The sequence below is a fragment of the Sphingobium lactosutens DS20 genome, assembly GCF_000445105.1.
GTDB lineage: Bacteria > Pseudomonadota > Alphaproteobacteria > Sphingomonadales > Sphingomonadaceae > Sphingobium > Sphingobium lactosutens.
This window is the reverse complement of record NZ_ATDP01000110.1, coordinates 60,490-71,948: the sequence shown is the minus strand read 5'-3', so window position 1 is coordinate 71,948 and position 11,459 is coordinate 60,490. Positions and strand designations below refer to the sequence as shown.

Sequence of the window (11,459 nt, the reverse complement as noted above, 5' to 3'; positions counted from 1 at the left end):
CCCAGCGAAGGCTGGGATCTCGGGCGGTCATGCAATGAGGTCTGACAGATCGCGACAATCTGGATTGCTGCCCTCGATCAATCGAATTTTCCATTCGCGCTTCCAGGCCTTGAGCGCCTTTTTGCGGGCAATGGCGAGCGTCTGTCATCGTGAGGCTCCGCCAACACGAGACCGTGAGGCCATATTTCTTGCAGAAGGTCGATCCGGCGCCGTTTCGATGCTGAAGCACCCGTGCGGCGAGATTGGCGGTAACGCCAATGTAGAGGACGCCACGAGCCTTGTTGGTCATGATGTAGGTGTACCCGCCGCGCGCCATCGCCTGAGATGCCAGCCTTCGCTGGCATGACGGAAGAAATTTCCACCCTTCTTCGTCATTCCCGCGAACGCGGGAACCCATCTTTCGACTATCGCCCATGTGCCGTGCTGAGAAGATGGATCCCCGCCTGCGCGGGGATGACGATATGAAGCACACGGTCCACAAACCACCCACCCCAGTCATTCCTGCGGAAACAAGGACCCATCTCCTGACGTCATAGCGGGTGCATTGCCGGGATATGGATCCCCGCGTTCGCGGGGATGACGGTGGGGGTGGCGAGAGCGATGGGTGCGGAGTGACGATGGCGAGAGGCTGTTCGCAATCCATCCGACGATCCCGTGCCGCCCGCGCTTGGTCGAGCAGGCGGGGGGGCGTAGGCGATGGAGGGTGGGGATGTCATGACGTGGCGGCGGCCCGGGCGGTCGCCGCCCGGTTCTCATGCCTCAATGCTTGCCGGGCTTGCTCGACGTGCCGGGCGCGGCGGGGTTTAGCAGTTCGACGCCAGCGGGGAGGGCGGTGCCGCCCATGTCGAGCTTGCGCGCCTGTTCCTGCGCGACGCGGCGGGGATCGTCGCGTTCCCTGATCGCGGCGCGGGTTTCGGCGTCGGTGTCCTCGTCGCTGGCATCGCCGCTGCCACCGCGGCTCCAGCCCAGGATGATCGACATGCGCCGGTTGCGCGGGTCGTAGCGATTGTCCTTCACGAACGGTTCGCGGTCGGCAACGCCTTCGATCCGGGCGAAGCGGGGATTGCCGATGCCGCTGTCCGCCAGCGCCTGGCGCGTCGATTCCGCGCGGGCGGACGACAGGCGCCAGTTGTTCATCGACTTGCCCGACGCATAGGGCAGGGCGTCGGTATGGCCGCGCACGATGAGGTCGTTGGGCATGGTCTGCAGGACGCTCGCCACTTCGCCCACCAGCGCGCGCGCTTCGGGGACGAGCCGGTCGGTGCCCATGGCGAACATCGCGAAATCGGCTTCGTCGATCAGGTCAATGCGCAACCCTTCGCGGGTTTCGGTGAAGCGGACATTCTTGCGCAGGCGCGACAGGCCCTTGCGGTTCATGCGCGCTTCCAGATCCTTCTTGATCGATTCGAACTTCTGCCGGTCGGCCGCGCGCATCGCCTTGCCGCCCTGGTCCTTGGTGCCGGTGGCGTCGCGCGGGATGGTGATGGACAGGTTGCCCACGCCTCCCGTGGTCGGATAATTATCCTTCCCCGTCAGGCTGTCGCCGCCCATCAGGCCGGTCGACCCGGCCGATGCCATTTTGAGTTCCACCAGCGTCGGCGTGAAATAGTCGGCCAGCGCCTTGCGCTGCTTTTCCGTGGTCGCGCCCAGCAGCCACATCAGCAGGAAGAAGGCCATCATCGCCGTCACGAAGTCGGCATAGGCGACCTTCCACGCGCCGCCATGATGACCGCCATGCCCGTCGACGATGATTTTCTTGACGATGATCGGCCTTGGTTCAGGCTCGTTCGCGCCGCGCTTTTTCTCGGCCATGGCTTATTTGTTCCGCATGCCGTCGAACACCTCGGCAAAGCCGGGCTGGTTGGCGTGGATCAGGCTGGAACGCGCGGCTTCGATCACCAGCGGCTGCGGGTGGCCGTGCAGCGAGGCGATGATGATCTGCTTCACCACATGATAGATGGCGCCATCCTGCTCGATCACCGCGCGGCAGCGGTTGGCGAAGGGGTTGACCATGCCATAGGCGAGCAGCACGCCCAGGAACGTGCCGACCAGCGCCGACCCGATCATCGCGCCCAGCACCGAAGGCGGCTGGTCGATCGAGCCCATCGTCTTGACCACGCCCAGCACCGCCGCGACGATGCCCAGCGCCGGCAGCGCGTCGGCCAGACCCTGGAGATTGTCGGCGGGCTTCAAGGCTTCATGGTGATGGGTCTTGAGGCTGTTGTCCATCACCTCCTCCACCGCATGCGGATCCAGCGTGCCGGACGAGACGACGACCAGCCGCAGCGTGTCGCTGATCAGGTGGATGAGCGTCTTGTCCTTCATCAGCTTGGGATATTCGGCGAAGATGGGGGAGGTGCCCGGATCCTCGATATGGGGTTCGAGCGCCACCGGCCCTTCGACCCGCAGCGTCTTCATCAGCTTGCTGACAAGGAAGATGCAGTCGAGGAAATCCTGTTTCTTGTAGGCCGGCCCCTTGAACACCTTGGCAAGGCCGCCGCCCAGCGCTTTTAAGTCCGCGCCCGAATTGCCGATGATGAGCGCGCCGACGGCCGCGCCGCCGATGATCAGCATTTCGTGCGGAAGCGCGTGGAGCACCGGGCCGATATCGCCGCCGGTGAAGATGAAGCCGCCGAACACCATGCCCAGAAGCACGACAAGGCCGATGATTGCGAACATGACTATCCCCGAAAGTAGCGCCTGTGTGGCGGTGGCTGCGTCAGCGCCGGTGCGCTGGTCCCTTTCTGGTTAATACGGACTGGTTAGCATCCGCTTTAGGACGTCGACGCCTTTTTACGCGACCATCAACTGACGAGGTCGAACAGCGTCTTCTGGTTGATACGCGCATAGGCGGACTGCGCCGCTTCAAGTTGCAGCAGCTGCGACTGGACGCGGGAAATCACTTCCTGAAGATCGGTGGATTCCAGGTCCGCCCGCCGTTCGGTGAGGTCAATGTCGACATCGGTCAGCCGGTCGCCGATCACCTCCAGCCGGTCGCTGCGCACACCTTGCTTGGCCTGTTCGACGGTGATGTGCGCCTGCGCCGCCTTCACCCCGTCGAGCGAGCCGGCGATGTCCGCGTCGACGCCGCTTTCGACGGCGGCGATGCTGGCGGCGAGCACGTCGTTGATCGACATGGGCGTGCCATTGACGTCGATCCCCTCCGACACTTCCTGCTTGGTGCCGACAACCGCCAGGTTGAGGCCCCGGCTCACCGGCACGAGCGTGCTTTGCCCGTCATCGAATACGGGCGTGCCCTGATAATCGGTCTGGTTGAGCATTTCGTCGATCGTGGTGCGGATCGTGCCTAGTTCCTCGACAATGGCGGCGCGGCTGGTGTCGTTCAGCGATCCGTTGCGGGCCGACGTCACCAGTTCCTGCGCGCGGGTGAGGAGGTTGTTGATTTCCGACAGGTTGGATTCGGCGGTGGCGGCGCGGGTCGTGCCATAGCTGACATTGGCCTGCCAGGCGGCCTGCTGCGCCTGCGCGCGGCCGATGTCGGACACCTGCACCCAGGCGAGCGCATTGTCGGACGGCTTGTTGAGCGTGATGCCGGTCGAAATGGCGGTCTGCCCGTCGACGATGCTTTGCGACAATTTCTGTTGCCGGCGCATTTCAGCGAGCATGATCTTGTTGGTGATGCCTACCATGGGTCAGCCCTTTGCCGGTCAGATGATGTTGAGGATGGAATCGATGGTTTCCTTGGCGATCTGCAATATCTTGGCGCAGCCCGAATAGGCCTGTTGCAGGCGCAACAGGTCGGCCGCTTCCATGTCGAGATCGACGCCGCTTACCGCCTCGCGCGCGGCGATGGCCTGGTCGCTGCGGTTGGTCGCGGTGTCAAATTCCGCCTGGGTCGCGCCCAACAGGTTGGCGTGGGTGGCGACCAGCGATGTCCAGGCCTGTTCGACGCTGCCATTGCCGCGCAAGGTGGAGGTGACGGTCAGAAGATTGCCGTTAAGCGTGCCATCGGCGGACTTGAGCGCCAGCAAGGCCGGATCGGTGACGAGCGCCGTCACACTGGCCGCGCCGCCGCCATAAGACAGCAGCGGAACGCCCGCGTCGCCAGCATCGGTCAGGCCCTGCGCATGCCAGGCATTGACGTCGGTGACGAATTTTTCGGCCAGCGTGTCGAGGCTGGCGCGGCGTTCGGTGACGGTCTGCGCGGCGGAAAACAGGCCGCCCAGCGTGCCGTTGGCGGGCGCGCCGAGCGCGGTGCCGTCGGCCAGGCTGAGCGCCAGCGTGCCATCGGCATTGGCGGCGACCGACAGGCTGGCGGCGCTGTTGCCGCTCACCAATGTCTGCCCGGCAAAGCTGATTTCGGCGCTGTCATGCGCGCCGAAGCTGATCGTGACGTTCAGATTTTCCGACAGGTCCTGCAAGGCCGCGTCGCGGCTGTCGAGCAACTGGGCATAAGCGGACGTGCCCGGTTGCGCGCGCAGCAGGCTGTTGTTGATATTAGCGAGCGCGGAGAGCGAACGGTTGATCGTTTCGACCGAGGCGGTGGCTTCGGTGGCGATGCCGTCCGACACATTTTTAAGGTCGGCCGCGGTCTGGTTGAACGATTGCGCCACGCGGCTGATGCTGTCGAGCGTGGTGACGCGCAGCGACGTGTCGCCGGGGCTGGCCGCCAGCTTTTCCATATTCTGGAACATGCTGGTCATCAGCTGGCCAACGCCCGTGCTGCTGTCGTTCATCGCGGTTTCCGCGTCGGTCAGCCAGCGCAGCCGCGCCGTCGCGCTGCCCAAAGTCATGCCGGTCGAGCGCACCGTCGCGTCGAGATAGGGGTCGCTTGCGCGGTCAACGCCCATCACCTGCGTGCCGCCGAAATTCGCCTTGGCGATGTAGAGCGACATGGTCGAGGTCGACGCGCCCGATTCCGCCGTCGTCACCGTGCGCCGGGCATAGCCGTCGGTGCCGGCATTGGCGATATTTTCGGAAATGGCGGCCATCGCGGTGCGATAGGCCTTGGTCCCCGACGACCCGATGATGAAAAGGTCGCTCATGCGCCGGGCGTCCCGGCCGCGCCGTCAGGGGCGGGCGCGTCGGCAGCTGTGGGGGCGACGCGCGCGCCAAATTGCTTGATGAGCAGTTCGGCGATGCCCATGGCGCCCTTGCTCGCCATGGCGTCGGCGGTGCGCGCGTCGGCCATGTCCTGAAATTGCTGGGTGGCGCTGGAATCGGTGATGCCCTCGGCCAGGCTGGCCGAGCGCATCGCGCCGATCATCTGGCGCAGGAACACCGCTTCGAACTGGTGGGCGACCTTGTCCAGCGCGGCGCGGTTCGCGCCGCCTGCGCCAGACCCGGTCGCTGCCGTCGTCGGAGAAGTTGTCGTCACCTGCATCACAGCACCACCAGATCGGCTTTCATCGCGCCCGCCTGTTTCAAGGCTTCGAGGATCGCGACCATGTCCGCCGGGGATGCCCCGATGGCGTTGACCGCCTTGACTATATCGGCCAGCGACGCCCCACCTTTAAAATTGACCATCGGTTTTTTCTGTTCGTCGATGCTGATGTTGCTCGACGGCTCCAGTGCGGTCTGCCCCTGGCTGAAGGGCGCGGGCTGCACCACGCGGGGCGATTCATTGACGCTGACCGTCAGTTTTCCGTGGGCGACGGCGGCCGGATGGATCTTAACCGCGCCGTTGATGACGACTGTGCCGGTGCGCGCGTTGACGATGACGCGGGCCGGTGCGTCGGCGGGCGCCACCTCGATATTTTCGATCATGCCCATCATCATGATGCGCTGCTCCGCGCCGGGCGCGGCGGCGATTGTCACCGATACAGCGTCGACCGCGCTCGCCCGGTTGTCGCCAAAGGCGCGGTTGATGCCATCGGCCACGCGCAGCGCGGTAGTGAGGTCCGCTTCGGCAAGGTTGAAGGTCAAGGTGGGCGCGGTGTCGAAACCGGTCGCCACCGCCCGTTCGACCGTCGCGCCGCTGGGGATGCGGCCGGCCGAGGGAATGTTGACCGACACTTGGCTGCCATCGGCGCCGGATACGCCGAGGCCACCGACGGCAAGGTTGCCCTGCGCCATGGCGTAGATTTCATTGTCTGCGCCGCGCAGCGGGGTCATGATCAGCGTGCCGCCGCGCAGCGACTTGGCCTTGCCCAGCGCCGACACGGTAACGTCCAGCCGCTGGCCGGGCTTGGAAAAGGCGGGCAGGTCGGCCGTCACCAGCACGGCCGCGGCGTTCTTGAGCGCCGGATTGACGCCCTGCGGCAGCGTCAGGCCAAAGCGCGACACCACGCCCTTCATGCCCTGCGTCGCATATTCGATGCTGTCGTCGCCCGTGCCGGCAAGGCCGACGACAATGCCGTAGCCGGTCAGCTGGTTGGGGCGCACGCCCTGGAACGTGCCGAGATCCTTGATCCGCTCGGCATGGGCGGGCGTGACGAGGGCGAAGGCGGCGACCAGCGCGACGCACCATCCTCCCGTTGAAGGGGAGGGGAACCGCCAGCGAAGCTGGTGGTGGAGGGGCGTCCCGCTTTCGATGGGGTGACACCCCTCCGTCCGGGCTGCGCCCTGCCACCTCCCCTTCCAGGGGAGGAATGAAAAGAGGCGGTGGAAAACGCTCACTGGGCTCTCCATCAGAAGGGGCTGATCGCGGAGAAGAAACGCTGGAGCCAGCCCTGGCGGCTGGCATTGGCGATCTCGCCCTTGCCCTTGTAGATGATCTTGGCGTCGGCGACGCGGGTCGAGGCGATGCGGTTGTCCGGGCTGATGTCGGCCTGGCGGACGAGGCCGCTGATCTGGATGAATTCGTCGCCGCGATTGAGCGTCAACGCCTTCTCGCCCTTCACCAGCATGGTGCCGTTGGGATAGACCTGCGCGATGGTGACGGTGATTTCGCCCGACAGCGCGTTGGACTGGGTCGCCGCGCCCTTGCCGGTGAAGCCGTTATTGCCGCCCATCGCGACGTCGCTTGCCGAAAACAGCTTGGAAAGAACGCCGGTGGTCGGCGGCGTCAGCCCGAAGGAGCCGCTGCGGCTGGTGTCGGCGCTGTTGCTCTTGGACGCCTGGGTGCGTTCGACCAGCACGATGGTGATGATGTCGCCAACGGTGGTGGCGCGCGCGCCGCTGGTCAGCGGCGTATAGCCGACCGACGTCTGGAAGATGGAGCCGTTGGCGGCAGGCGCGGCCGGCTGGGCAATGACGGTCGGCGCGAAATATTCGCGCTCCACCTCGCGCTTCTTCTTGCGCGCATCGGCGGGCGACGCGGCGAGGGCAAGCACGGAAACGGCGGCGACAAGGGCGAAGGACAGGCGCATCATGATGGCTCAGATATTCTGGTTGACGTACTGGAGCATTTCGTCGGTCGCCTTGATCATCTTGCTGTTGACCTCATAGGCGCGCTGCGTCTCGATCATGTCGACCAGTTCCTCGACGATGTTGACGTTGGATGTTTCCAGATAGCCCGAGCGGATGACGCCGCGCCCTTCCAACCCAGCGATCCCGACCTGCGGCGTGCCGCTGGCGGCGGTTTCGACCAGCAGGTTGCCACCGACGGATTGCAGGCCCGACGGATTCATGAAGCTGGCAAGCTCGATCTGGCCGAGCTGGCTGGGTTCGCTTTCGCCCTGCAACGTCGCGGACACCGTGCCGTCATTGCCGATCGACACCGATGTCGCGCCCTGCGGCACGGTGATCTGCGGGATGAGCGGCAGGCCGTCGCCGGTGACGATCGTCCCTTCGGCGGTGACGCTGAAGTTGCCGGCGCGCGTATAGGCGATGGAACCGTCAGGCTGCTGCACCTGAAAATAGCCCGATCCCTCGATCGCCATGTCCAGCGCATTGCTGGTCTGGGTCAGCGTGCCTTGCGTGTTGATCTTGCTGGTGCCCTGAAGCGCCACGCCTGATCCCAGGTTCAGCCCGGTGGCGAACTTGTTTTCCGCGTCGGAATTGGCCCCGGCCTGCACGATCTGCTGATAGGCCAGCGTCTCGAAATCGGCGCGGTCCTTCTTGAAACCGGTCGTGTTGACGTTCGCCAGGTTGTTGGCGATGACGCGCATCTTCGTGTTCTGCGCGTCAAGGCCGGTGCGGGCGACATGAAGGGCGGCGTTGCTCATCGTGCATTCTCCGTGGCGCGATCCTTATGCGGACCGCTCAGTCTTCGGCGCGATCCTCAAGCGGACCGCTCATGCACGCATCCAAGCAAGAGGCGTGCCAAAATTAATCATAGGGCCTAGCTGTCGAGGCGCATCAGCGACGCGCCGCCATCGTCCAGCTGTTTGGCGGTGTCGATCATCTTGACCTGCGTTTCCCATGCGCGGCTGGCCTCGATCATGTCGATCAGCGCCTGGGTCGAATTGACGTTCGATCCTTCCAGCGATCCCGATGTCACGGTGGCGAGCGGATCGGAGGGCAGGGCGCCGCCATTGACTTCGCGGAACAGGCCGTCATTGCCCTTGGCGATGCTGGAGCCAGCCGCATTGACCAGCTTGAGCTTGTCGACCTGCTGCGGATTGGCCGGGTCGCCGCCCTGGGGCACGCCCCAGATGCTGCCATCCTTGGCGATGGAGACGCTGTCCATTTGCGGCAGGATGACCGGGCCGCCTTCGCCCAGCACGGGCAGGCCGTCGCCGGTGGTCAGCAGGCCGCTGTCGGAAACCTTGAGGTCGCCGCGGCGCGTATAGGCTTCGCTGCCGTCGGTGGCCTGGACGGTGAGCAGTGCGTCCCCGTCCAGGGCCACGTCGAGCGGATTGCCCGTTTCGGTGACCGCGCCTTGCGCCATGTCAGCGGCGATCACCTGTTCGGAGGCCTGGGCGCGGGTGTCGAAGCTTTCGCCCTGAATCCAGCGCGTTTCGGCATTGGCGATTTCCGCGCGAAAACCAACGGTGTTGGCATTGGCGAGGTTGTTCGCGATCGACGCCTGCCGCGCCATCGCGCCGCGCATCGCCGTCAGTGCCGTGTTGACGAGCCGGTCCATGGCTTACCTATCCTTTCTATCGGCCGTTCGTCCTGAGTAGCCATTGAGCAAAGTCGAAATGGCGTATCGAAGGATGCTTCGATAGGAGGCTTCGACACGCTCAGCCTCTGCTCAGCACGAACGGGATGCCTTTCCCCGCGAGCAGAAGTTAGGTGCGGATGTTGACGATGGTGGTGGTCAGCGTATTGGCCGCCTCGATCGCCTTGCTGTTCGCCTGGAAATTGCGCTGGGCGGCGATCAGCTGGACCAGTTCGTCCGTGATGTCGACGTTGGAGCGTTCCAGCGAGCCGGAGTTGACCGAACCGAACATGCCCTGATTGGCGGTGCCCAGGATGGGGTTGCCGCTTTCGACGGTGGAGGTCCAGTGTGCGTCGCCCTGCTGGCGCAGCCCTTCCAGGCTGTTGAAGGACGCCATCGCGACCTGGCCCAGGTAAACGGTGCTGCCATCGGCGTAGATGGCCGAAACCAGGCCTTCCTTCGACACGCCGACGCTGGTCAGCTGCGCGCCGTCGGCTTCATTGTTGTACGTGGTCGGGATTTGCAGGTCGGTAAGGTCGCCCGGACCGGTGGCGCTGGTCGGCGGCGTGGTCAGCTCGCCTGTTTCGGGATCGACCGCGAACACCTGAATGCGCGAACCGGTGGTGTCGACGGCATAACGGTCATTGTCGACGGCAAAGGCGCCGTTGCGGGTGTAGCTGATCGTGCCATCCTCGCCCTTCACGGTGAAGAAGCCTTCGCCGGTGATGGCGAGGTCCAGCGTCTTGTCGGTGGTTTCGATCGTGCCCTGCGTGAACTGCTGGGTGATGCCCTGCACGCGGACGCCCTGGCCTGCGACCTGATGCGTCGTCTGCATCGGCGAGGCGGCGAAGATGTCGCCGAACTGCGCCTTGCTTTTCTTGAAGGCGGTGGAGTTCACGTTGGCGACATTGTTGGAGATGGCGGACAGGTCAGCCTGCGCGCCCTTGAGGCCGGAAAGCGATACATAAAAGGACATGGCGTTGCTCCTTGGGTGAAAAGGATGGGGTTGGAAATTACATCAGGCTCAGCGCGTCGGACGGGCTGTAGCTGCCCAGCGCGGTGATCAGTTTGGAAGACGACCCGTCCGCGGGTGACTGGACGGCGGCGATGGTGGCCCAGGTCGCGACCTTGCTGGGGGTGGCGCCGTTGACCTTCACCTGCAGGGCGTCGGTGGACACGGTTTCGCCCGTGTCGTCCTTGCCATCCCAGTAGAAGGTGACGTCGCCCGCCTGCTGCGATCCAAGATCAATGGTCTTGACGACATTGCCGCTGCCATCGACCAGGTCGACGGTCGCGCCATCGGTGGCGTCGGCGAAAGTGACCTGGCCGGCATAATAGCCGCTGGCGTCGGGCACGGCGACATTGCTCTGGACCAGCATCGACTTGCCGATCCAGCTCGCCGCATCGCCCAGCCGCGTTCCGGTCAGCTCTTCCTTAATCGACGCCAGATTGGCGTTCATCTCGGCGATGCCGCTGGAATTGGTGATGGTCGCCATCTGCGACACCATTTCGGCATTGTCGACCGGTTCGAACGGGTCCTGATACTGCATCTGCGCGGTCAGCAGCTTCAGGAAGCTCGCCTGATCCATTGTCGCGCTGCCGGTGCCGACGGTCGCGTTGGGATTATAGACCGAAAGCCCGGCGCTGTCGGTGACGGTGGAAACGCTCGTCATTTGCCGATCCTTATGGTTTCGAGCATCAGGGACTTGGCGGTGTTGAGCACCTGGACATTATTCTGGTACATGCGGGCGGTCTCGATCATGTCGACCAGCTCGGCATTGCTATCGACCGCCGCTTCCCACACATCGCCATTGGCGTCGGCCAGCGGATGATTGGGGTCGTGGCGCTTGGTCGGTTCGGCCTTCGTGGTGACGACGTCCGACACCTTGACCGTCGATACGCCCGGGCTGTCCGTCACGGATGTGAAGACCGGCTTGATCGCGCGATAGGCGTCCTGCGCGCTGCCAGTCACATTGCCCGCATTCGCCATGTTGGACGCGGTGGTGTTGAGACGCACCAGCTGCGCGCTCATGGCGCGGCCGGCGATATCGAAAATGTTCATGGCGCCATTGCCGCTCATGCTCATTCTCCCTTCAGCGCGCGGTTGATGGTGTTGATCCGGCCCTCAAGGAAGGAGAGGGTCGTGCGATATTTGACGGCGTTTTCGGCAAACAGCGTCTGCTCGGTGCTGAGTTCGACCGTATTGCCGTCGAGGCTGGGCTGAAGCGGCACGCGATAGCCCATGGCGTCTTCGACCGCCTTGCCCATGTCGGTGGAGGTCGCGCCCGACGATTGCGCCGTCGCTTCCTTGAGCGCGGCTTCAAAGTCGATGTCGCGCGCCTTGTAACCGGGCGTGGAGGCATTGGCGATGTTGGACGCGAGCAGCGACAGGCGTTGCGAACGAAGCGCTAGCGCCTTTCCGTGTATTCCGAACAGATTGTCTTCGACCGACATGCTCAAAATTCGCTCTAAAGTTTCGCCTTCACCCGCCGTTCTGAAGCCTGATGGCGTC

Annotated in this window: 13 protein-coding genes and 1 pseudogene; all 14 read right to left on the bottom strand. The window is 64.4% G+C overall.

The window, feature by feature from the left end:
- Positions 1 to 27: 27 nt before the first annotated feature.
- The 14 genes and pseudogenes from RLDS_RS55685 to flgB all read right to left on the bottom strand — a co-directional run bounded on the left by RLDS_RS55685 (position 28) and on the right by flgB (position 11,401).
- Positions 28 to 316: pseudogene (locus tag RLDS_RS55685) on the bottom strand (GIY-YIG nuclease family protein).
- Between the two features lie 443 nt (positions 317 to 759).
- On the bottom strand, positions 760 to 1,812 hold the full coding sequence (locus RLDS_RS53995) for a flagellar motor protein MotB (RefSeq protein ID WP_021228804.1): 1,053 nt from the start codon (positions 1,810 to 1,812) through the stop codon (positions 760 to 762).
- A gap of 3 nt (positions 1,813 to 1,815) precedes the next feature.
- Positions 1,816 to 2,679, bottom strand: coding sequence for a flagellar motor stator protein MotA (gene motA / locus RLDS_RS53990; RefSeq protein WP_021228803.1), 864 nt, complete (start codon positions 2,677 to 2,679; stop codon positions 1,816 to 1,818).
- 125 nt (positions 2,680 to 2,804) lie between these two features.
- On the bottom strand, positions 2,805 to 3,650 hold the full coding sequence (locus RLDS_RS53985; protein WP_021228802.1) for a flagellin: 846 nt from the start codon (positions 3,648 to 3,650) through the stop codon (positions 2,805 to 2,807).
- A gap of 18 nt (positions 3,651 to 3,668) precedes the next feature.
- Positions 3,669 to 5,006: a flagellar hook-associated protein FlgK gene (flgK, locus tag RLDS_RS53980; protein ID WP_021228801.1), complete on the bottom strand. Its 1,338-nt coding sequence runs from the start codon at positions 5,004 to 5,006 to the stop codon at positions 3,669 to 3,671.
- On the bottom strand, positions 5,003 to 5,344 hold the full coding sequence (locus tag RLDS_RS53975; protein ID WP_021228800.1) for a rod-binding protein: 342 nt from the start codon (positions 5,342 to 5,344) through the stop codon (positions 5,003 to 5,005). Before RLDS_RS53975 ends, flgK begins: the two co-directional genes overlap by 4 nt.
- On the bottom strand, positions 5,344 to 6,417 hold the full coding sequence (locus tag RLDS_RS53970; RefSeq protein WP_031299292.1) for a flagellar basal body P-ring protein FlgI: 1,074 nt from the start codon (positions 6,415 to 6,417) through the stop codon (positions 5,344 to 5,346). The genes RLDS_RS53975 and RLDS_RS53970 overlap by 1 nt, the downstream gene beginning before the upstream one ends.
- A gap of 173 nt (positions 6,418 to 6,590) precedes the next feature.
- Positions 6,591 to 7,271, bottom strand: a complete 681-nt coding sequence (locus RLDS_RS53965; protein ID WP_031299290.1) for a flagellar basal body L-ring protein FlgH — start codon at positions 7,269 to 7,271, stop codon at positions 6,591 to 6,593.
- A gap of 9 nt (positions 7,272 to 7,280) precedes the next feature.
- Positions 7,281 to 8,069, bottom strand: coding sequence for a flagellar basal-body rod protein FlgG (gene flgG / locus RLDS_RS53960; RefSeq protein WP_021228797.1), 789 nt, complete (start codon positions 8,067 to 8,069; stop codon positions 7,281 to 7,283).
- A gap of 116 nt (positions 8,070 to 8,185) precedes the next feature.
- Entirely contained in the window at positions 8,186 to 8,929 is a 744-nt protein-coding gene (locus tag RLDS_RS53955) for a flagellar basal body rod protein FlgF (protein WP_021228796.1), read from the bottom strand.
- 148 nt (positions 8,930 to 9,077) lie between these two features.
- A complete protein-coding gene (locus tag RLDS_RS53950) occupies positions 9,078 to 9,923 on the bottom strand; it encodes a flagellar hook-basal body complex protein (protein WP_021228795.1) in 846 nt (281 codons plus the stop codon).
- A 37-nt stretch (positions 9,924 to 9,960) separates the two neighbouring features.
- Positions 9,961 to 10,620, bottom strand: coding sequence for a flagellar hook assembly protein FlgD (locus RLDS_RS53945; RefSeq protein ID WP_021228794.1), 660 nt, complete (start codon positions 10,618 to 10,620; stop codon positions 9,961 to 9,963).
- Positions 10,617 to 11,027, bottom strand: coding sequence for a flagellar basal body rod protein FlgC (gene flgC / locus RLDS_RS53940; protein WP_021228793.1), 411 nt, complete (start codon positions 11,025 to 11,027; stop codon positions 10,617 to 10,619). The genes RLDS_RS53945 and flgC overlap by 4 nt, the downstream gene beginning before the upstream one ends.
- Before the next feature lie 2 nt (positions 11,028 to 11,029).
- Positions 11,030 to 11,401, bottom strand: coding sequence for a flagellar basal body rod protein FlgB (flgB, locus tag RLDS_RS53935; protein WP_009820812.1), 372 nt, complete (start codon positions 11,399 to 11,401; stop codon positions 11,030 to 11,032).
- Positions 11,402 to 11,459: the final 58 nt, after the last annotated feature.

Excerpts from the sequence above, each read along its gene's own strand:
- RLDS_RS53995 (WP_021228804.1), bottom strand. The coding sequence starts at position 1,812 with ATGGCCGAGAAAAAGCGCGGCGCGAACGAGCCTGAACCAAGGCCGATC.
- motA (WP_021228803.1), bottom strand. The coding sequence starts at position 2,679 with ATGTTCGCAATCATCGGCCTTGTCGTGCTTCTGGGCATGGTGTTCGGC.
- RLDS_RS53985 (WP_021228802.1), bottom strand. The coding sequence starts at position 3,650 with ATGGTAGGCATCACCAACAAGATCATGCTCGCTGAAATGCGCCGGCAA.
- flgK (WP_021228801.1), bottom strand. The coding sequence starts at position 5,006 with ATGAGCGACCTTTTCATCATCGGGTCGTCGGGGACCAAGGCCTATCGC.
- RLDS_RS53975 (WP_021228800.1), bottom strand. The coding sequence starts at position 5,344 with ATGCAGGTGACGACAACTTCTCCGACGACGGCAGCGACCGGGTCTGGC.
- RLDS_RS53965 (WP_031299290.1), bottom strand. The coding sequence starts at position 7,271 with ATGCGCCTGTCCTTCGCCCTTGTCGCCGCCGTTTCCGTGCTTGCCCTC.
- flgG (WP_021228797.1), bottom strand. The coding sequence starts at position 8,069 with ATGAGCAACGCCGCCCTTCATGTCGCCCGCACCGGCCTTGACGCGCAG.
- RLDS_RS53955 (WP_021228796.1), bottom strand. The coding sequence starts at position 8,929 with ATGGACCGGCTCGTCAACACGGCACTGACGGCGATGCGCGGCGCGATG.
- RLDS_RS53950 (WP_021228795.1), bottom strand. The coding sequence starts at position 9,923 with ATGTCCTTTTATGTATCGCTTTCCGGCCTCAAGGGCGCGCAGGCTGAC.
- RLDS_RS53945 (WP_021228794.1), bottom strand. The coding sequence starts at position 10,620 with ATGACGAGCGTTTCCACCGTCACCGACAGCGCCGGGCTTTCGGTCTAT.
- flgC (WP_021228793.1), bottom strand. The coding sequence starts at position 11,027 with ATGAGCGGCAATGGCGCCATGAACATTTTCGATATCGCCGGCCGCGCC.
- flgB (WP_009820812.1), bottom strand. The coding sequence starts at position 11,401 with ATGTCGGTCGAAGACAATCTGTTCGGAATACACGGAAAGGCGCTAGCG.